General features: G+C 66.1%; 12 protein-coding genes and 1 pseudogene. 3 read left to right on the forward strand and 10 right to left on the reverse strand.

Annotation, left to right across the window (positions count from 1 at the left end):
• Window positions 1-206: 206 nt before the first annotated feature.
• Window positions 207-962: an integrase core domain-containing protein gene (locus tag EIZ45_RS46520; protein ID WP_240690808.1), complete on the reverse strand. Its 756-nt coding sequence runs from the start codon at window positions 960-962 to the stop codon at window positions 207-209.
• Window positions 925-1,275, reverse strand: a complete 351-nt coding sequence (locus EIZ45_RS46525) for an integrase (protein ID WP_240690809.1) — start codon at window positions 1,273-1,275, stop codon at window positions 925-927. The genes EIZ45_RS46520 and EIZ45_RS46525 overlap by 38 nt, the downstream gene beginning before the upstream one ends.
• A gap of 1,812 nt (window positions 1,276-3,087) precedes the next feature.
• Here EIZ45_RS46525 and EIZ45_RS28990 point away from each other — a divergent pair.
• From EIZ45_RS28990 to EIZ45_RS29000, 3 genes are all read left to right on the forward strand, one after another.
• Window positions 3,088-4,581 carry an alpha-L-fucosidase gene (locus tag EIZ45_RS28990; protein ID WP_158242527.1) on the forward strand — a complete coding sequence of 498 codons (1,494 nt, stop codon included), beginning with the start codon at window positions 3,088-3,090 and terminating at the stop codon, window positions 4,579-4,581.
• Between the two features lie 133 nt (window positions 4,582-4,714).
• Window positions 4,715-5,332 carry a cysteine hydrolase family protein gene (locus EIZ45_RS28995; RefSeq protein WP_101438562.1) on the forward strand — a complete coding sequence of 206 codons (618 nt, stop codon included), beginning with the start codon at window positions 4,715-4,717 and terminating at the stop codon, window positions 5,330-5,332.
• A 1,000-nt stretch (window positions 5,333-6,332) separates the two neighbouring features.
• Entirely contained in the window at window positions 6,333-6,557 is a 225-nt protein-coding gene (locus EIZ45_RS29000; protein WP_134667128.1) for a hypothetical protein, read from the forward strand.
• A gap of 787 nt (window positions 6,558-7,344) precedes the next feature.
• On the opposite strand, the gene EIZ45_RS29005 is transcribed toward EIZ45_RS29000, so the two are convergent.
• From EIZ45_RS29005 to EIZ45_RS29040, 8 genes and pseudogenes are all read right to left on the reverse strand, one after another.
• The gene (locus EIZ45_RS29005; protein WP_101438560.1) at window positions 7,345-8,064 is read right to left on the reverse strand and encodes an MgtC/SapB family protein; all 720 of its coding nucleotides are present in this window, start codon (window positions 8,062-8,064) and stop codon (window positions 7,345-7,347) included.
• 809 nt (window positions 8,065-8,873) lie between these two features.
• On the reverse strand, window positions 8,874-9,671 hold the full coding sequence (locus EIZ45_RS29010) for a hypothetical protein (protein WP_101438559.1): 798 nt from the start codon (window positions 9,669-9,671) through the stop codon (window positions 8,874-8,876).
• Window positions 9,672-9,881: 210 nt separating this feature from the next.
• Window positions 9,882-10,253: a hypothetical protein gene (locus tag EIZ45_RS29015; protein ID WP_101438558.1), complete on the reverse strand. Its 372-nt coding sequence runs from the start codon at window positions 10,251-10,253 to the stop codon at window positions 9,882-9,884.
• A gap of 211 nt (window positions 10,254-10,464) precedes the next feature.
• On the reverse strand, window positions 10,465-11,781 hold the full coding sequence (locus EIZ45_RS29020; protein ID WP_240690810.1) for a D-arabinono-1,4-lactone oxidase: 1,317 nt from the start codon (window positions 11,779-11,781) through the stop codon (window positions 10,465-10,467).
• Between the two features lie 1,102 nt (window positions 11,782-12,883).
• Window positions 12,884-14,317 (reverse strand): annotated as a pseudogene (locus EIZ45_RS29025) (M1 family metallopeptidase); the annotation flags it as partial.
• Window positions 14,318-14,419: 102 nt separating this feature from the next.
• Window positions 14,420-15,403, reverse strand: a complete 984-nt coding sequence (locus EIZ45_RS29030) for a hypothetical protein (protein WP_240690811.1) — start codon at window positions 15,401-15,403, stop codon at window positions 14,420-14,422.
• A gap of 409 nt (window positions 15,404-15,812) precedes the next feature.
• On the reverse strand, window positions 15,813-16,892 hold the full coding sequence (locus EIZ45_RS29035) for a lytic murein transglycosylase (RefSeq protein ID WP_101438556.1): 1,080 nt from the start codon (window positions 16,890-16,892) through the stop codon (window positions 15,813-15,815).
• Window positions 16,893-17,340: 448 nt separating this feature from the next.
• Window positions 17,341-20,265, reverse strand: a complete 2,925-nt coding sequence (locus EIZ45_RS29040) for a penicillin acylase family protein (RefSeq protein ID WP_205670153.1) — start codon at window positions 20,263-20,265, stop codon at window positions 17,341-17,343.
• Window positions 20,266-20,294 lie beyond the last annotated feature (29 nt).

A 20,294-nucleotide genomic window follows, 5' to 3' on the forward strand; every position in this document is an offset into this window, starting at 1 on the left:
CGCCCGTTCCGGGAGTTCAGTACCAGCCGCGCGCCAGCCGCCAAACCTGTTCCCTCAGATCGGGCCGAAGACAGTGCGCCGCGTTCAGAACGGGTTGGTTGTTTCCGTTTGACCTCCGTCTGGCGGATCGTCGACAGGCGGGTCGCGGAGACAGCGGTGCAGCCTGTGGGGTTCCAAAAGTCAGTCACCGGCGCTGACCAGTAGCTTTACGCGGCCCGTTCGTACTCGTTGATCAGGCCTCCGAGAAGCCGCTGTCGCTTGATCCGTCGGGAGCCGAGGTTAGTCACGGGGTGGGTCGGCCGTGGCGGACGAAGCTCGCGGGACCGGTGCGGCCGCCGACCGTCGTAGTGCCGGACGTACTCGGCGAGCACGGCCTGCAGATGCCGCTCGCCCACGAGCAACATACGATCAGTGAGTTCAGTCCTGACCGTGAGCACAAAACGTTCCGCGTAGCTGTTAGCCCGTGGACAGCGCGGAGAGATCTTTACCGCCTCGATGCCCGCGTCGGCCAGGACGGCGTCGAACGACGCCGTGAACTGGCCAGCCCGGTCACGGACGAGCACTCTGAACTCGTTCACTCGATCACCGAGATCGATCACGAGGTCGCGGATCTGCTGCGTGGCCCACCCGCCGTCCGGGCGGGCGGTCGTGCCGAGAACGTGGACGTAACGGCTGCCGACCTCCACCACGAACAACACGCAGATCCGCTTCAGGGCGAGCGCGCAGTCGACATGGAAGAAGTCGCAGGCCAGCATCGTCGAGGCCTGCGTGCGCAGGAACTGCCGCCACGTCGTGTCGTTCTGCCGGCCCGGCGCAGGAGGTATCCGAGCCCGCTTCAGGACCCGCCGGACCGTCGAAGAACCGACCCGGTGTCCAAGCTTGAGCAGCTCACCTTGAATCCTCTTGTATCCCCAGTGCTGGTTCTCAGCGGCCATCCGTTCGATCAACTCGGCGAGCGCCACGTCGACAGGCGGACGGCCGACTCGGTGTCGATACGTCCGACTTCCCGGCGACCAGACGCCGGTGCCAGCGCAAGATCGTGGCCGGAGTGACCAACCGGCGCAGCCGCAACCCTGTGGGCAGCACGCGAACCAAGGCAGCAATCACCGCCCGGTCGGCCCAATCCAGGCGCTGCTTCGGGTTGCCGCCGCGCAGCACGGCCACCTCGTGGCGAAGCACCAACAACTCGATGTTCTCGGACGCTGACGAACGACCGAGCAACACCAGCAGACCCACCAGCCGGAGGAAGATCAGATACACCAAACGCAGCGCCACGACCGGCGATCACGCGACGTCCTCGACGACTGGCACCGCGAACACTGATCCACTCCCCGCTTGCTCCGGGCCGTTCCCCGCTCAGGTCCGCATAGCGAATCCGGCAGGTTCGTAACCGACGGACGCTCGACACCGATTCAGCTCGTGACCATTGCCGACGATATTGATGCGCCAGTGCGCGGACTGGTACGGCTACGTCAAGGACGAGTCCCGCACATCGCACCGCCCGCCGATACATCCGCTCGCGAACCTCAGCCCGTCAACGCTCACCGGCTGAGCATTGTCCGTGTCAATCAGCACCGCCGAATTCGCAAGGTTCTCACTCACGAGGTACACGCTTCCTGTGTCTCGGGCGCTGCTGGCTCCGCAGGAAAGGTTCGATTGGGCAGGTATTTCAGGTAGTGGATCTCTGCCAGAGTCCGGGCGAGGGCGTCGGGAGTTCGGGGGTCTGCAGATCCCCTTGCGCAGCGAACGCCCGATGCTCTCCAGAACGCGTTCGGCGCGCCATCGAGCGGTCCGCCGAGCCAACGCCGTGGAGTTTGTCGCCGACACCCGCCGCGACGTGCAGGAACGCAAGTTCGCCGCAGCGACGGCCTTCACAGACCCGCGGGAACACCTCGATGTCCCCGCGGGTCTGTCCGTCCATGGGATCCGACTCGACCGATTCCTCCCCATAGCCCGCGCACAGCACTCTCGCGGCGACCTCCCCGGCCGATGAGAAAAAGCCTCGATTCGATCGGCATACGCTGGGAACTCGCGACGCAGAAGTCACGCGCCCGTGACGACAACGCTTCCCGCCGGCCCCGCGAGATACCCATTGGTGCGTCACGTGCCCCACCCTCCGGCCGAGCCGGTCTCGGGCTGAGTCCCGCAACCGAACTTCAGAACAGCCCCAACGCGGACAACAGGACGATCCACTTCCCACGCATCCAAATCACCCCTAACGTCACCTAGTCAGCACTTCATAACCCCACGGCGCGCGTAGATGCTCCGCAGCAGTCTCACGTCATGTTCGCAAGACGGAGGCGGAATCGGCAAGCATTCCCCAGGGTCGTTCATCCAGGTAATGAATTTCTTCATATCGCAGTAGTGGATCGTTCATGCCGAACTCGGGAAATCCGCTACTGACAACCGGTGCGGTTGCCACTCGTGATTAGGGCAGAATTCCGCATGGCGATCGACGCGCACCCGTCCGCGGTTGACTGCCTGGCGTGGCTCGCAGCCCGTCAGAGGCTCGCTAGTTCCAGCGCGTTTCTGTCGGGAGGTTCTTGACCTCCACCTCCGTCCTTGCCCTTGACGAGAGGATCTGGCGAATCGCTGCGATTGCACAACCACGCACCGCGCGCCGGTTCGACAACCGGGCAGTGAACATAAATTCTTCACCAATCGCCACTAGCACTGGACACGAAATCGATGTTCAGGCATCGTGCGGTTACACTGGTCATACTCCGCTGCGGACTCTCACCCCCTCCCCCACGGCCCACAGCGGAGTTCAAGTTCCCCGATGGCAAGCGGTCTGGGCCGGATTGCGCCGCCTAAGGGTCCCGCTCGGGCACGCATTGCACCAGAAAGCCCAGCGGGGGCGCTGGTTCGCTCGACCGCGGAGGTGCTGGGGGGGACCAGCACCGACTACTCAAGACTCGCATGCGAGTCGCAGGAATCGGGCGATTCTCACGAAGTCCGTATCCCGGGAATCGGAAATATTCATGATACTGTTTCGGAACTCTCGCGGAAGTTCCAGCTTCCCCGCGAAAGTTCCGACGCGTCCGGGATGCGAACGAAAGGCCGGGGATCACGATGACAGGTGACCCAGTGGAGCTGCCACTCGGCAGAGACAGCTCGCACACTGGGGAGCGGCCAGCGTACGAACCGACGCGGGAGTCGCTGGCCCGCCATCCGCTGCCCGAGTGGTGGGACGACGGCAAGTTCGGCATTTTCGTGCATTGGGGCGCGTATTCGGTGCCCGCGTTCGGTTCCACGTTGCTACCGGGCACGGACCGAATTCGCTCCCGGCTGCCGAAGACGCTCGGGGAGTACTGCGCGGGCGAGTGGTACGCGCGCCTGCAGCAGATCCCGGGCACCTCGGCCTGGCTGCACCACCTGCGCCGCTACGGCCCGGCCGCGCCCTACGACCATTTCATCGAGCAATTCGGCGCGGAACGATTCGACCCCGACGACTGGGTGAGCCTGTTCGACGACGCCGGCGCACGCTATTTCGTGCTGACCGCCAAACACCACGACGGGCTCGCCCTGTGGCCGACCGCCACCACGGGCCGCAATACGGCCGAGTTGGGGCCGCGACGCGACCTGGTCGGCGAACTGGTCGACGCGGCCCGCAACCACGGCGGCGTCAAACCGGGGCTGTACTACTCCGTGCCGGAATGGTTCAACCCCGCGCCCTACCGAGGCGGCAGGTCGAGCTGGGGCGAGAGCGCGCTGGTCAACCGGCTGATGTTCCCCCAACGGCCGCCGCGCAATGCCTACACGCGCCGTCGCGTCCCGTACACCGGCCAAGGAATGGTCTACGACTACGCCGAGAGCATCGTCCGTCCCCAGCTGCGCGAACTCGTCGACCGGTACCGCCCGTCGATGATCTGGTGCGACATCGGCGGCGACGAGAAGTACTTCCGCAGCAACGAAACCATCGCGTATTACTACAACCGGGCAGCCGCCGCGAATCCGGACGGCGTCCTGGTCAACGACCGATTCGGCGACGGCCGCACCCACCGCGACTACACCACCGTCGAGCAGGGCGCCGGCATGAACCAGCAGCCCACCGGCGAACGCTCCGAAGTGTGCCGCACGATGGCGGAATCCTGGGGCTACGACAGCCGCGAAACCGCGGACTCCCTGCGCGGCACCAGCGAACTGGTGCACCTGCTCGTCAATTCCGTCGCGGCCAACGCGAACCTGTTGCTCAACATCGGCCCACGCGCAGACGGCACCATCCCCGAACCGATGCGCGAGCGGCTGCGCGGCATCGGCGCGTGGCTGAAACTCAACGGCGAGGCAATCTACGGCACGAGACCGTGGACCCAGCCTACGACGGGAAAGCTTCGATGCACGGCAAGCAAGACCACCGGTGTGCTCTACCTGACCGCGCTGTCCTGGCCTGGCCGCGAACTCGTCGCCGACTTCGACGTCCCGACCAGCGAGCGGACGCGGATCACGCTGCTCGGCTCCGACGGACGGCCGCTGGCCTGGCACCGCGACGGCCCCCGCCTCGTCATCACCACCCCGGGCACCGACCCAGCCTGCGCCACCACCAGCCAGCACGCCTACGTCTTCCGCATCGACAACCAGTGAACGGATCCGCCGCAGGGACGGATTTCGTCGTGGTCCGCGTCGGCTCATGGCGTCCACCGCGGCTGGAATGGTTAGCTCGGCACGGCTTCGCCGCACACATTGACCTGTTCCCGACCAGAAGGGACCCTCCCCCATGCCCACTATCGACCCGACGCGCACCGCATTGATCGCGATCCACCTGCAGCACGACATCGTCGGCGCCGACGGTGCCTTCGCACCGTTCTTCCGCGCCGAAGTCGAGCGCACCGGCGTGCTCGACACATCCGCTCGGGTCTTGGCCGGAGCACGCCAAGCTGGCGCGAAGATCATCTACACCCGCGTCGCATTCAAGCCCGGACATCCTGACCTCGTCGCGAACTCACCCCTCCTGGGCATGGTCGCCGCGAACAACTGCCTCCTCGACGGAACGCCCGGCGCGGCACTCGTCGAATCGGCCGCCCCAGCAGACACCGACACGATCGTGACCCACACGCGGATCACTGGTTTCCACGCCAGCGCACTGGATGTGGTCCTGCGTGCCGGCGGAATCGACACCGTCGCGTTCGTCGGCGTGGCCACCAACATCTCGGTCGAAGGCACCGCACGAATCGCCTCGGAACTGGGCTACCGCACCATCGTGCTTTCCGATGCCTGCTCCGCCGGATCCGAAGCCGCGCACCAGGCGTCGCTGGAGTCGCTCAACCTCCTGGCCGAGGTCATCACCGCCGACGATTTGCTCTCCGCACTCACCGGCGAACGCGCGGCCGGATGAACAGCCGCATGGGTCTCGAGCCGACCGCGTTGGCGCGCCCGGGCAGGAGCCCGCCGCAGTGGCGATCGTCTGTTTGGCGGCCCCACCTGCCGTCAAGACGGTGCCCGCATCGAGCACGAGCCCGTTGATCCCAGGCCCGCCAGATCACCGGCGCCGTGATCGCCGAACCGGTGACCTCTCCGGAACCCGTTGCCCAGTGCGTGCTGTCAGCCGCCGCGGTGCTGAGCCATCGAATAGGAGGCGTTCTGGATCACTGTGTGCTGAGCCGTTAGAGTTACCCCGTCTCGCACGTACGTGATCGTCCAGGTGAATACATAGTCTCTCCGCCGCGATGGAACGTGACAAGTGCGTTTCGACCCGTGATCTCAACCGTGATCCGCCCCTCCAGAGCCCGCAGGATTGACGGCAAGCCGCGCTGATTCCCATTCTTTCCATTGGCGAACTTTCCGCCGCAGGCTTGGCTTCCCTGTCCGCCTTCAGTCGGACACCGGCTGCAATCGGCAATTATCTCCGCCTTTCGACGAATCCGCCAAGTCCCGGACTACCTCCCCCTCCGGCGGCGTAGTACCTTAACCGCCGATCGGAGGGGAGTAAACCTCGCATGGGGATCATGCCTAAAGGAAGCATCGCCAGCGAAGCGCCGACAGCTTAACCGGAAATGCCGCCGTGCGCGCCATAGAGCGAATTCTCTTCAGCCCAGAAGCCGATTTTTGACGTGCCGCATTGTAGGCGACGACGCCCGTTGAAATACACTGCCGGGAACGAGTGAATAATTCATGTCGGATTATATGTTTGCAGACTGAGCACCATTGATCCTCAACAATGGAGTGCCAACCCGGAAGGCAGCGCACTGTTCGACTTCTCGATCACCAAGATCAAGGTCCATCCGAAATGCGGTCCGACCGGCCGGCGAACGGCCAGCAGGCACGTCGTAGTCCTGGACCTGACGGACTGGACGCACAGTCCGCAGAATCCAGGCGACCTCAGCGGCATCAGCGCGTTGCTGAACTGGGGATCGTTCCAGACCAGCGGTACAGGCGACGTCGCCCACACCGTGGATGCCAGCAGCTGCGCGGAGATCACGGCCTTGCCGATCGCCCACGCGGCCAGCAGCAAGTACACCGGACAGGTCGAGAACGCGGCGGTCGACAAGAGCAGGCCGCTGTTGCTGCTGGCAGGCACCAGATCCACCAGCAGCTCCCTCGGCTGGATGTGGACCTACTAGCGGCCGTCGCCAGGACAAGTCGGCTGCGAAGCGAGAATCCGGCGCGGGCGGGAACCGAGCGCCGTCCGCGCGGGAAGATCGGCACCGCGGGTACTGCGCGTGCGGCTCGCGGTTTGCTCAAAACGGTGTTCCGCACGGTCAAGTCCAGTCCACTCCGGACTCGACCAACAGAAACTCGGCCCGCCACGGACCACCGTGCGTCTCCGCGAAGACCGTGTTGCGGGCGTTCGCCTGATCGGACCGCTTCGGTTGGCTCGCCCAGTACCCGAGGCTCCCGCCGCGCACGCTGGTGTCAGCGCGATCACGGTCTATCGCTGCCGGAACCGTCGCGCCAGCTGCCGTTGCTCGCTGGCTGCACGATGTTGCCAGCCGAACCGCAGGTGTCCTGTTGGACCGCACCTGCCGATTTGTCGGCGCGCTGGGTGGCTTTTTCCGCTGCTGCCGTTCGCGGTTTGCCGCACGCGCACGGCCGACGACCTCGTTCACGCTGGCCAGGAACTCGTTCGCGGAATTCCTCCACGCCCGTCGAACCCGCTGATCTCGACGCCCTTGCTGACGACCACGGTAGTCGGATAGGTTCGCACGCCATATTTGGCGGCAAGGCCGGGTGTTCGTCGGCGGCCTCGTGGACATGCGGCCAGGAACCGTTCGACGTGGCCGCGGCCCGAGAGGCGACCAGCGCCAGCCGGTTGCGGTAGCGCGCCAACGGGTCCAGGACCACCGGGGTGCGCTGCCTCGCCGAAGTCGGAGTCCGGCCCGACCACCGCACGGCGGGCCAGGAGAGACCTCACCCCTCGATCCGGCGGGCCCGTCCGGCCACCGCGCTGCGGACTCCGGGGATTTCCGACAACTCCGCGGTCAACTCGAACAGGTCGCCCCGTCCGTCGAGACGCAGCGCGACTGCAGTGGCCTTCCGTCCATCGTCGTGCACTGTCTCCGGCTCGACCACGATCTCCCGCACTGTCCAGCCCCGGCTGGTGCAGGCTGCGAGAGCGGCCCGCAGGACCCCTTGGCCGTCGTCGTAGCCCAGCTGCAGGATCGGCGGTTCGCGCCGATGTCTCGCGGCGAATATCGCGAGACGCGACAGCCCCCGGGTCGCCAGGAAGAACCCGGCGGTCCCTGCGGCGGCGAGCACAGGGAGCCCCGCTCCGCACGCCATTCCGATCGCCGCGGTGACCCAGACCGTCGCCGCCGTCGTCAGTCCCTGCACCGCGTTGCTGCGAATGAAGATCAAGCCGCCGCCGAGGAATCCCACGCCCGAAACGACCTGCGCGGCGACTCGCGACGGGTCAAGCGAGACGTGCGGGTTGGCCAGGAAGTCGTCGAAGCCGTACTTGGACACCAGCATGAACACCGCTGACCCGACTCCGACCAGCGCGTGCGTCCGCAGCCCCGCGGACTTCATGCTCAATTCCCGTTCCAGTCCGATCAAAGTGCTCAGCACGAGCGCGACCAGAACCGGGGCCAGCAGCGACCACTGCTGACCGGTAGACCACAACGGCCCCATGAACCCTCCCGCGGAAGCTGAGCGCGCGGTGCCGCATCAAGGCAGCACAATCGCATGACCGCATGAATTGACCAAGCTAATTTGGGGACGGCCGCCGCGCTACTGCAACCGGTCACATCATGGGAATGAATTGTTCAATTACGGCTTCGAAACGACATCGGCATATCCGCCGCCCTCACAGAACGCGGGTCTCGGCGTTGTCATCGAGCGGACAGCGGCCAAGGCGGTTTCAGGGTGAACCACGCCGTAATGCGTCGTCCGGCGATCCGGCGGCCGCTCCTCTGCTCGCGGGCGGCGAGCCGGAAACCTTGCTGATCGCCTGGTCCGTGCCGGGACCGCATGCTCCGGGGCCAACGACATTCGCGGAACCGACCACGATGCCGACGACCAAGGCCGCGCCCAGGCCGAGCAGCCACGACACCCATCGCAGGCTCCTCGGCGCAGATCGTTCCGGCACGAGCGCGGGTACCTGTGGCTCGGGTAGGTCGTGCCGCTGATCATGCGCGGCATGCCGAGGCGTACTGCTTCGCGGATTCCGCCGATCGTGCGGCGCAGGCCTGCGGTCAGCGTGGCCTGGCGAACCGTCCGATGGCTCCGATCGAGGGGAAGGGATGGACACGGAATGCTCCTCAAACGACGACGGCGCATGCTTTGCCAGCTTGAGTTCACAACATGTCAGGCATTCGCGCCGCATCGAGTCACTGATTCACGACCATCGAGGAAAAGCGATGGGAAACAGCATGATTTCATCACGAATCCGGGGCTGGAAGTGTCCGCTGCCGCTCTCACGCTCATGCTGCCGCGGGGGGCTACCCGGCGTTCGCCTCGGCCGCGCCCGGGTGGCATTCGACGTGCCCGAGGTTGACCTTCTGGTCCCCTGTGCCGACCGAAACCGCGTCGAACGAGACACCGCCGTCCGGCAGTTTCTGTACCACCTTCGTGCTCAGGGTCAGCCCCCTGCCGAAGTCGTACCCGCTCCCCTCGAACCGCTTCACATCGACCGACTGGTCGATCTTCGCGCCGAATGGCAGATCTGCCTCGAACCTGCCCTCCGCCAAAGACCCGCCTGCGGTCGCCCCGGCCGGACCGGCCTGACAGCTCTCATTGAGCCCCGTGACGTACAGAGTGGCCGTAACAACTGGGAGGTCGGAAATGACATCCAGCCGATCCATCAGCTTAGGGAAGTCGGAATTGACGACGTGTGCGTCGACCAGATTGACCACCTGGCGGAGAGTCAGCTTCAGGGTGACCTTGACGCCCGCACCGGAGATCTGCGCTGCCGACCTGCCCGCGGCTGGGTCCGCGGTCGTGGTCGCCTTGAGCTTTTCGAGACTGCCGTCCGCCAAGCCGAGCTTGAACTCGCTGGCGCCCAGCACCTCGCTCTCCGAGGCGGTGGCGTCGGAATCAGTCGCCGGCGCCACCGGCGACGCCGCCGACCCGACAGGCGCGTGGAGATGGACGGCGACCAGCCCGTCCAGCCCGGCGAGGTAAGCGTACGAGGTGGGACCTTGTTCGGCAGTGCTGGCCAGGCCGGCCGTTCCAAATATGCCCGCGAAGCCTACTGCCCCTGCCGTCGTGGACAACGCGACGATCCGTTTGATTCCCATCCGAAACCAGCCCTAACGTCGTTGTCGAAGCACGTTCACCCGCGGCACGAAGTCGACCCTCAGATTCAGAAGCAATTCTTTCGCCCGAGACTCTGAACTGTCAAGGACATGCTTCGGATTCACTCTTTAAGCAATGTAATTATTCCTGCTGACTACGGGAATAATTCACGTCTGCCGAAATGAGGCGGCGAAGTGGCTCCTGGCTGCGTTCTAAGAGGGTGCGTCGCTCGCCCTCGCCTCGACCGTCAACGGGTCGGTGCGCTCCTTGCCGCAGCTCGCGCTCATGGCGTAGGTACCAGGCTTGGCATCGGCGCTGATCGCGCCTTCGCCGCAGGCGACGTTCTTGATCGGACCACGGTACTCGGCGAGTTTGATCGCGCCAGTGACCGGTGAGACGACTGTCCCCCCGCCCGGCCCGCAGGAGAACGCGACCACGATAAAACGGTGCCCCGGCTCGACGGGGACGGGAAACACGGGCCTCGCGGTCGTGCTCGCCGACTGAGCCGATGCGGCCGGAGCGAGCCCGATCGCGCACGCGGCCACCCCTAGCGCCACGGTCCACTTAGTCCGCTTTGCCGCCATCGCAATCTCCTCGCGTTTCCCGAAGGGCCTAGCCACCTTCGTACCGGCAACGACGCGTCAACGCTCGAAACCGTTGGGTTCGGGTACCAGAAATGCCCCGAAAAGGGGGCTATTCTCAGGCAGGTGGGCCACCGAATGCCCGCTCAGGCGCGTCATTTCGCGCGGTCGCGGCAGCGCGGTCTTCCCGCCCTCGCTGTTCGAGCCGAACTGATCAGGCGCTGCCGAGGACCCGGTCGAGGTAGGTGTTGGCGAACGTCCCGGCCGGGTCGCATTCCTTGCGGATCCGCAGGAAATCGTCGAAGTGCGGATAGCGGGTGCGCAGCACGGACGCGTCGAGGTCGTGCATCTTGCCCCAGTGCGGCCGTCCGCCGACCTGGCCGACGACGTTCTCGAACGCGGAGAAGTACTCGCGATAGGGCATGCCGAGGAACTGGTGGATCGCGATGTACGCGGAATCGCGGCCGTTCGCGGTGGACAGCCAGATGTCGTCCGCCGCGGCCACGCGCACCTCGACCGGGAACGCCACCGGGTCTTTCAGCCGCGGCACCACTGTCCGCAGTTCGGCCAGCACATCAAGCACTGATTCGCGCGGGACCGCGTACTCCGACTCCACGAACCGCACGCCGCGATGGGTCACGAAAACGCGGTGCGAAAGATCGCTGTACTCCCGAGGCGACGACACCTGCGAGGCGAACGCGCCCAGCGGCCGCACCAGCTTCGGCACCGCACGGCCGAGCCGGCAGAGCCCGCCGAACGCGACGTTCTCGGTGAGCTCGTAGTCGACGAACTGCTTGAGGCGGGACAACGGTTTCCGCTCGGCGTCCACCGGCAGCCGGTTGTTGCGCTTCACCAATGCCTTGGCTCCGTAGGGAAACCAGTAGAACTCGAAGTGGTCGTTGTTCGCCGCGTTGTCGTCGAAACCCTCGAGAACCTGCTCCAGCGGCTCCGGACGTTCTTGCGCGGAGAGCACAAAGGACGGTTCGCATTGGAGGGTCACGGTGCTGATGACGCCCAGCGCGCCAAGGCCGACGCGGGCGGCGTGGAACAACTCCGGCCGCTCGTCGGCCGAGCAGCGGGCCACCGAACCGTCCGCGAGCACCAGTTCCAGCGCGACGATCTGCGTCGAGATTCCGCCGAACCGCGCACCGGTGCCGTGCGTGCCGGTGGAAATCGCGCCGGCGATCGTCTGTGCGTCGATGTCGCCGAGGTTCGTCATCGCGAGCCCGAGCGCGTCCAGCGCCGCGTTGAGAGTGCGGAGAGTGGTGCCGGAACGGACCGTGACCTGCTGCGTTTCGAGGTCGGCGCGTTCGATGCCGGTCCAGGCGGCGAGGTCGAGCGCGTCGGAATCGGCGGCGGCGATCGCGGTGAACGAATGCCCGCTGCCGAGCGCGCGGACGCGGTGCCCCGCCTCGGCGACCCCGGCCACGACCTCGGCGATCTCGGCCGCGCTGCGCGGCCGGTGCACCCGTTGCGGGGTGGCCTTGGCCGTTCCGGCCCAGTTGCTCCACTGGCGACGCTGAATCGGCAAGAATATCGCTCGGCCCCTTTGAGGGATACAATTATTCCCGTTGACTACGGGAATAATTCAGTTCACTCGGCTGAGCAGCACATAGATTCGAAGGCAGTTCGCGCACCGTGAATCGAATCCCGCTGGATTCACCCTCCGGACGAACTCGGGACTCAGGGAAAGCGGAATCCCCTCCGGTCGGCGGAGTCCCTGAACCGCCAACCGGAGGGGAAGAAGCCCCGCCATGGACTGCACTGGAAGGGAACAGCCCATCGCGAAGCACTGCCCGTCTAACCCGAAATACCTTCGCGCGCAGCATATCCGCGAACATTTTCAGCCAAAACCCCGACATTTCCAAGGTGTCGCATAATACCTCGCAGAACCCTTTTAATCCTGCCGCGCGGAAGGATGGTTGAGAAATTCATGCCGGGTTGCGGATTTCCGTCCCGAGCGCTCAGGCGGCACGAATTGTCCCGGAAAGGGGGACCGCGGGTTGGGTGCCGATGGTGAGCTGTCCGTCGGTGTGCGGGCCGATGGCGCTCTTGTCCGCGGTGACGGTCATCTGCAGGGTGCGGTGGTCGGCGCCCGCGGGGGATCCGGGAAGGTTGAGCTGGATCGGGTCGAGCACGACGAGGATTCGGCCGTCGTCCTCGATCCGGGTGCGGAGATCGCGTCCCGGGCCGCCGGTGTCGGCGACGTGGGTCGCCAGGCCGGTGAACCGGAAGCCGGTGGGTGCGACGAATCGCTGTTCGGCCGTGGTGGACACGGGCATGCCCTTGGGGGCGGCGAACGACACGGTCAGGACGGTGTTCGCGCCGGCTCGCGCCTCCGGGACGAAGGTCTGCTCGGTGTGCAGTGCCGACTCCCCTGCCGGCGTCAGAGTGAAGGGGACCGGCGCGGACTGACGCTTCTGTCCGGCGGACGCGGCGGTCAGGGTGTGCTGCCCGGGTGCCAGGTTCACCGGCAGCGTCGTGCGCCAGGCACCGTCCTTCGACGCTCCCGTTTCAGCAACGGCGGCACCGTCAACGGTCACGCTCACCCGCTGGCCCGGCGCGGCGGTGCCGCTCACCGCGGCGCCGGGCCGCACCGACGCGCCCTTTGCCGGCGAAGCTACTACTGGCACTGGTTTGAGGTCGCCTGGATAGAGGTACTCCGGGGCCGGCTTGCCATTGCGGTAGATCCAGGCATCGAAAAAGCCCTGCAGATCCTTGTGCGACACCTCTTCGACGTAGCGCTGGAACTCCTGCATGTTCACGTTTCCGTCGCGATGCAGTGCGGGCCAAGTCTTGAGCACGCGGTCGAACGCCTCCTGCCCCACATACTTGCTCAGTGCGTGCAGCATGACCGGGCCCTTGAAGTACACGTCGGTGAATTCGTTGCCCGGGCCCATGTCGTAGAGCTTGCCCGCCCAGAACTTTTCACCGTTCGCGGCGATTTCGTCGAAGTACCTGGCGTCGAGGTCCACGCCGTCCTTCGCCTGCTCCCACTGCCAGGTCGCATACGACGCGAAGCATTCGTTGAGGCAGATGTCCTTCCACTTGTCGACGGCCACCGAGTCGCCGTACCACTGGTGCGCGTTCTCGTGCACGATCGTGCCGATGTCGCCCGCGCCGCCGGAGTAGATCGGACGGCTCATGGTCTCGAGCGAGTAGGGGATCTGCTCGTTCAGGTAGATGCCGCCCGCGGCGCTGGCCGGGTACTTCCCGAACTTCGACTCCAGGAAGTCGAGGATCTCCGGCAGCCTCGCGTCGGCCTGCTTGGTGGTGTCCGGGATACCCGGGGCGTACGCGCTGACGATCGGGGTGCCGTCCGCGCGCTGACGCTTGTTCAAGGTCCACTTGTCGATCGCGAGCGTGGTCATGTAGGGCGCGGCCGGAGTGTCCTCGGACCACACGTGCGTGGTGCCCCCAGCGGTCTTGAACGTTCCCGCCTCGCGGCCGTTGGAAATCGCCTTCCACTCGTCCGGAACCGTGACGGCCAACCGGAACCGGGCCTTGTCGCGGGGAGTCTCGTTGGCCGGGTACCAGGTCATGGCCGACTGCGGCTGGCCTGCCGCGAACGCTCCGCCGGACCTGGTGTGCTGCCAGCCGTTCGAGCCGTCCTCGCCGATAGCACCCGGTATCGCCTCCGGGACGCCGTGGTAGGCGATCTCGGCGCTGAAGCGCAGCCCGCGCGCGAGCGAGTTGCGCGGCGTGATCACGAGTTCGTGGTCGCCAGTGCGGCTGAACTGGGCGGGAAGGCCGTTGACCTTGACCGAGTCGACGGTGAGGCCGCGCAAGTCGAGGTTGAACGAACTGAGCGATTGGGTCGCCCGTGCGTTGACTGTCTGCAGGCCGGTGAGCTGGCGGCTGTCCGGCGCGTAGGCGACCTTGAGGTCGTAGTCGGACACGTCGTACCCGCCGTTGCCGTCCTGCGGGTAGTAGCTGTCCCCGGCCCCGTCCGCGCCCGGGGCCGGCCTGTCCTGGCCGGCCGAGGCGACGGTGGCGCCGAACGTCAATGCGGTGAGGGTGGCGGCGACGGTAACTGCCGGACGACGCCAGCGTTGCGGTGCTGTCATGACACTCCTGATCGTGGTGGAAACGTCGGTGCCCTGAGTCCGTGGGTCGTCTCGAGAGGACCGCGACGGCCCACGGTCAGGTCAACGTGCGGCGACGAGCGCCTAGGCCTGCGACTTCATCAGCTTCGGGTATTCCTTCTGGAACTTCTCGATCACCGTGGCGGACGGAACGATCTTGTTCGGGTTGTCCTGCTTGAGGGCTTGCTGCTCGCCCCACGTACCCGCGGCTTTGCGCTGGGCGGGAGTGCCGTGGCTGTGCTCGCAGTCGCCGATGGAAGCACTCAGGTAGGCGAACTCCTGCTGCGCGCGGGCATCCCACGCCGCGCCCTTCGCATGCGCGAGGAAATAGCCCGCGTAGGCGTCCGGACCCATTTCCCCGGACTCGTCGCTCGGCGAGTTGTCGTGCGCGAAATCGACGTGGTGCCCGTACTCGTGTCCCAAGATCCCTTCCACCGACACATCGCCGAAGCCGTCCTGGCCGACCAGGTCGAGCAGGCCGTCGCCCAGCAGGATGCGCTTGCCGCCCGCGCTGTCAGGCGGAGCCGCGAACGCGTTGCCCGAAAGCAATGGGTTCCGTCCGCCCTGCAAGGCCGGCACCTCGTGCACGACCTTGCTCGCCAGCGCGCCCGCCGCCGCGGCCCGCTCCGGGGCGAAGCCGCGCGCGAACGTCTCCTTCATTTTCTCCGGGCTGGCCGCGTCCGTGCCCTTATACGCCACCAGCTGAATGTTCCAGCTCTCGATGTCCCAGAACCCGCGCAGCTTGTCGATCGCGGCAGTGGCGCGGGGCGTGTACTGGCCGTCGGTGCCGAAGACCTGCGGGCTCTTGTCGTTCGCGACAACCGACGCGTACAGGTTGTTGAGGCTGTCGACCACGGACGCCGCTCGCCTTTCCACATCCGTGAGCGATGCTTGGAGCTTTTCGAACTCGGAAATCAGCGCCCCGGGGGTGCAACCCGGAATGGCGCCCGGCTCGCCTTCGGCTTTCCGGCCGGACCCGAAAATCGGCGACTCGATCAGCGGCTTGCTGTCGCGCAGCACGCTGGCGACTCCCGGCTCCTGCACGAGATCCTGGAATTCCCGCTCCAACTGTGCGATGTCCTTCTCTACCGAAGAAGGCTTCGCCGGATTCGGCGCGGCCGCTTCCGCCGGGACGGCCGTACCGGCCGCAGCCGCTACGAGAACACCGACTGCGACAAAGGTCCTGCTGAGAGTTCGGGGGCGTAGTGACACGAGGTACCTCTCCTCCGGTTCATCAGTGCGAAGCTGCGAACGTAAGTCAATATCCGCCGAGAGAACAGGTACGCGAACTAAAAACCCCAGCATCGAGGCAGAACTTTAGTATTGAATCGGACCGCCGGGTTCCCCTTTGCCGGAACGCGAGCGAATGGTCAAGCGTTCCCACGAAAGTCATGAGAAAAATAATGTCCACGAGCCGATTCCGTCCAGGACGGTCAGAGCGCGGAACGGGAACGACCGCGCCAGCAGCGAAAGCGGACTATCGCGGCTCGTGCCCCGAACCGCTGGCCGGAGAACTCGCTGAACTGGCCGCCGACGTTTCGGTGCTTGGCCCGCATTCGCCGCCAACTCCGTCGCCGGGGGACTTCTCTCCGCTGCGGCGGCTTTCTCGCGTCGATGACTCCGGAGACCGCGACGCCTTTTCGTCAAGCGTCGACGGAACTTCGTCCGGACTCGGCGTTTCGCACCTCGGGGGCGTCGTGCTGGCCGAGGTCGGCGGGGTGCCGGTCGTGCTGGCCGGCGGAGTCGTCGGTTCCGGCTTCGTCGAGGTGGCGGGCAACTCCCCGCTGGCGGGTGCGCCGCTGCTCGGCGAGTTCGAGTTCGCAGGCCCCGTGCTGTCGGGAGCCGCGGAGGTCGGTGCCGCGGGCGCTTGCGGGACCGGTACCGCGCTCGGCGTGCTCTCGGCCGGTTTCCCCGGCGGAACACCGATCGGCGCGTCGGCGTCGGGCAGTTCCGCGGCTCCGCCGCGGTAGCGGACCGCCCAGGCCATTACAGTGTCCACATAGGATTGCGAGTTGTTGTACCGGCGCACGGCGACCCGCTGGCCGCCGTCCGAGGAAAGGTCAAGACCGCCCGAGCAGAGGTAGCGGCCCGCGGCGAGAGTTTCGTCGTAAACGTTGTTCGGGTCGGAAACCCCGTCGCCGTTGCCGTCGGAAGCGTACTGGCGCCAGGTGCCGGTGATGAACTGCATCGCGCCGACGGCGTGATCCCACACCGGGTCGCCGGTGAACACGCCGCCGTCGGAGGAGCGGATCGCCGCGAATCCGCCCGTCCCGTTGAGCGCCGGGCCCAGGATGCGCTCGAGGGTGTTCCCCTTCTCGTCGACGTAGCCGCCGCGCGCGTGGTTCGACTCGATGCGGCCAACGCTGGCGAGCAGTGCCCAGTCGACGCGACAGCCCGGCTGTTGCTTGCCCATGAGGGCGGCCGCGTTCCGGTATGCCTTGAGCATGCTGGCGGGAATTCCCAGCGGGCCGGACGCTCCGGCTGAGCCGGAATCGGCGCGCGGCTCGGGCGGCTCGGGTATCTCGGGCAGCTGCGGCAGACGTCCGTCGACCGACATCGGCGGGACTTCGGCACGAGGGCCCGCCGGCGCGGGGAGCTGCTGAGCTCCAGGCCGGGTGAGCGCGACCGGCGAACTCGGCCCGCTGGCCGCGACCCCTGGCAGGATCGCCAGGACGCCGCCAGCGAGGGCAGCCGCAGTCCGCCCTCGAGCCGAACGCGTTCCGCGTTTCCCATCAGGCCACATCGCCGCCTACTCCCCGCCATTCCAGCCAAGCGTTGAGCGTTAATTACGAATCCCCTCGATGGGTCCGCGTAACGTCTCCTCGATCCACGTTAACTCGCGCTGATGCGGCTTTCGACAATGAAATATCACTGACCCGCTGTGCAATTTTTCATGCGGTCAGTCTCACTTTCGCGCGGGCGCGCTTCAGCAACGCGAGCCGCCGTGGCGGAGAGGCTTTCGCCTCGCCTCCACGGCGGCTCGTCAACCCCGGCCCCGCTGGTGATCAGCGGTGTTTCGGGAACTCCACCAGCTGTTGATACGTCGGACGGTTCTGCCATCCGATGCTGGGCGCCAACGCCGCGCCCATGGGCGTGAACCGGATCTTGTCAGCGCACCACGCGTCGCCGGCCTTGCACTCGTCGTCGCCCGGGTAGACCTCTGAACTCGGCGTGTCGACGGCTTCCTTGAGCGTGCGCAGCAGGGTGCCGCGGCAGTCTTCCAGCGTTCCGCAGAAGCGGGTCGGCATCGGACCGTTCACCTGCTGTCCCAGCGTGGCCCGCAGGTCCTTGTCCACATAGGACCACCAGCCGTATTCGAACGCGGATCCTCGGTGCGGAGCCGTCTTCCCACCCGGAGTGGGCGTCGAGGGCGCCTCGTCGACCTGCAAGTTCCGCTCCGTGGCAGCGTACAGTTGGTCGCCCATGCCCGGCCGGAACATCGCATCCACCAGCCGCGGCCACCACGCGTCCATGATCTTGATGGCGCGGTCGTCGATGTAAATCTTGGCCCCCGGCATCGTGTTCCGCTTGGCGCCGTGCTCCTTCCACCTTCGCAAGTCCTCAAGGCCCTTCTTGACCGCCGGATCGACGCCGCCCGAGCCGCTGTCGAGCACCTGCAAGAGGTTCGGGAGGATCATCTCGCCCCGCAGGTCCGCGACCGCCGCGTCCTCCATGGTCTTCGCGAGGTCGGCCCGGTCGATTTTCTTCCCGTTCGCGATCAGGTCCTTCACTCGCCGGTCCAGCAGGTCCGCGCGATGCACGGATCCGTCGCCGAAACTTCCGTCCACCTGGCCTTCCGCGGACTTGTTGTTCCAGCTGACGTAATAGTCCTGGTCGATCGAGGCCGGATGCTGCTCGCCCGGCATGCCCTGCACCACATTGGTCTTCGGGTCCCAGTTCCGCCATTCGGTCTCCGGATTCGCCCAGATCGGGAGGTTCGGGTCGACGTTCGCCGCCCGGACCGGCTGGAGACCGGAGTTGTAGTACGCCGTGTGCTTCGAGTCAGCGTAGAACCAGTTGAAGGTGAATCCGATCTCCGAGGCCGCCTTCTGGAAGTCCTCAGGCCCCTTCATCTGCTCCGGGTCGTTGAACCTCATGAACCCCAACGCCACCTGCATTTCGTTGCGGTAGGTGGACCGCAGCTCCGTGTAGGCGACCGGAACCCCCTCGACGGTGGCCCGCTGCCGCACGATGCCGTATTTCGTCCGCAACACCCGCAACCCGTCCGCGCTCTCCACCGGATCCAGCTTCTCGCACTTGCCGCCGTCCAGGTAGCCGTCGGATTCCTTGCCGGCCGGGCGGCCGTCAACGTTGCAGAGCTTCACCGTGTACGTGTCGATGATGCTTTGATGCGCCGACGTCGCGCTCCACGAGTAGTCCGGGCCACGACCGATCAGCACGTAAGGACCGGTCCCCGGGAACATGACCCCGTGCGCGCTGATCCCCGGCCCTTGAATGTCCTGGAGCATCAGGATCTCCGGAGCGAAATAACCCGTCTGCGGCCCGAACATGGCGATCGGGCTCCCGCTCTTCGTATGCGCTCCCGAAACCACCAGGGCGTTCGACATTCCCTTTGCCCGGCCGAGATAGTTCCTCGGCAGCGCCTCCGGGGACGAAGACGTTCCCTCGGTTGGCGCACCCGCGCTCGCCGAACCGCCCGAACCGGCCTCCACCGGCTCTTCTGTCAGCGACCCCGGGTCAGGCATCGCCACGTGCTGCGGGTCCTTCGGGCTGGCCCCGTAGGGGACCTTCGCGGCACCGCGCTGCGTCACGGTCGTTTCCGGATCGTCCGCCGACCGCAGCGAGTCCCACACCTTGCTGCCCTGTTCCTTGCCGTACTTCAGCTCCGCCGCCACCTTCGCGACCGCCGCGAGCGCCTGCCCGCCGCCCGCGGCGCCGAACTGCCCGCCCAGCAAGGTCGCCGCTCCGACCACGTCGTTCAGCGAGAACGGCTTGATTTCCGGCGCATGCAAGACCTCGAGCAGTTTAGGAGCATTGGCGATCAGCTTGCCGAGGTCGATGGAAGAAAAATTCCCCTGCAGCAGCTTCGAAAGCTCGCCCACGACCGCGGTGCCCGGCTCCAAGAGCTTTCCCCAGTAGTCGGCGGGAAGATCCAGCTTGAGCGAATCAATGAATGCCCTGTCCCCAGCGGACAAGTCTTTCGCCGTGGAAAGGTTCTTGAGGTATGAGCTGCTCCCGCTGGCGTCCTTGATGTACCGGTTGATCCCGTCCACGTAGTTTTGGAGGTCGCGCACAATCTTCACGCCGTCCGGCCCGCTATTGCGAAGCTGCTCAATCTGCCGGTCCCGGTCTTCGACGGTCTCCGCGATCTTCGGCCACAATTCTTTCTGGAAGTCCCCCGCGACGCTCCCGGCGAACTGCACCGCGGAACCGTTCACCATGTTGCGCAGCAGGTCCATCATGAAGAGGCGGTCCTGGCCTGCCGCGTAGCCGGAGCCGTACGTCGTGCCGTCCCGGGTCGTTCCCTTGATGTACGGGACTCCGCGAGCATCCCGGGAAATGGTCACGTCGTCGCGGCCGGGAACCGGAACCGGCCCGGTACCGCCTTGCGGCACGGCGAACGACGAGGAGTTCATGAACTCGCCGATCTTCTCGTTCGTCAGGTTCTGATAGTTCGTCCGCAGCGAATCGTAGGCTGCCACCTGATCGCGTCCGTGCGGCACTTCGAAGGAGAACGACCTGGTCTTCGCGAACTGCTGAAGCACTTCGGACCTCGACAGATTGCTGCCCTGCCCGGGCGGCAGAATGTCGTGGCACTGGTCCCTGCAGTAGTCGGCGTAGCCGCCTGGATCGGGGCCGGGAGCGCCTGGCGAGGCGCCCGCCACGCCGGGCATGGCCACCGATGCCAGGACGATGACCAGGGCCTGACACGCAAGGCTCACTTTTCGAGCAACGCTGCTCTTTGACATGCGACACTCCTTGGTGCACGTCCGACGAC

Origin of the sequence: Amycolatopsis sp. CFH S0740 (genome assembly GCF_004522315.1) — a bacterium.
GTDB lineage: Bacteria > Actinomycetota > Actinomycetes > Mycobacteriales > Pseudonocardiaceae > Amycolatopsis > Amycolatopsis nivea.

Excerpts from the sequence above, each read along its gene's own strand:
- EIZ45_RS28995 (WP_101438562.1), top strand. The coding sequence starts at position 4,715 with ATGCCCACTATCGACCCGACGCGCACCGCATTGATCGCGATCCACCTG.
- EIZ45_RS29035 (WP_101438556.1), bottom strand. The coding sequence starts at position 16,892 with ATGTCGGTCGACGGACGTCTGCCGCAGCTGCCCGAGATACCCGAGCCG.
- EIZ45_RS29040 (WP_205670153.1), bottom strand. The coding sequence starts at position 20,265 with ATGTCAAAGAGCAGCGTTGCTCGAAAAGTGAGCCTTGCGTGTCAGGCC.
- EIZ45_RS29005 (WP_101438560.1), bottom strand. The coding sequence starts at position 8,064 with ATGGGGCCGTTGTGGTCTACCGGTCAGCAGTGGTCGCTGCTGGCCCCG.
- EIZ45_RS29015 (WP_101438558.1), bottom strand. The coding sequence starts at position 10,253 with ATGGCGGCAAAGCGGACTAAGTGGACCGTGGCGCTAGGGGTGGCCGCG.
- EIZ45_RS29010 (WP_101438559.1), bottom strand. The coding sequence starts at position 9,671 with ATGGGAATCAAACGGATCGTCGCGTTGTCCACGACGGCAGGGGCAGTA.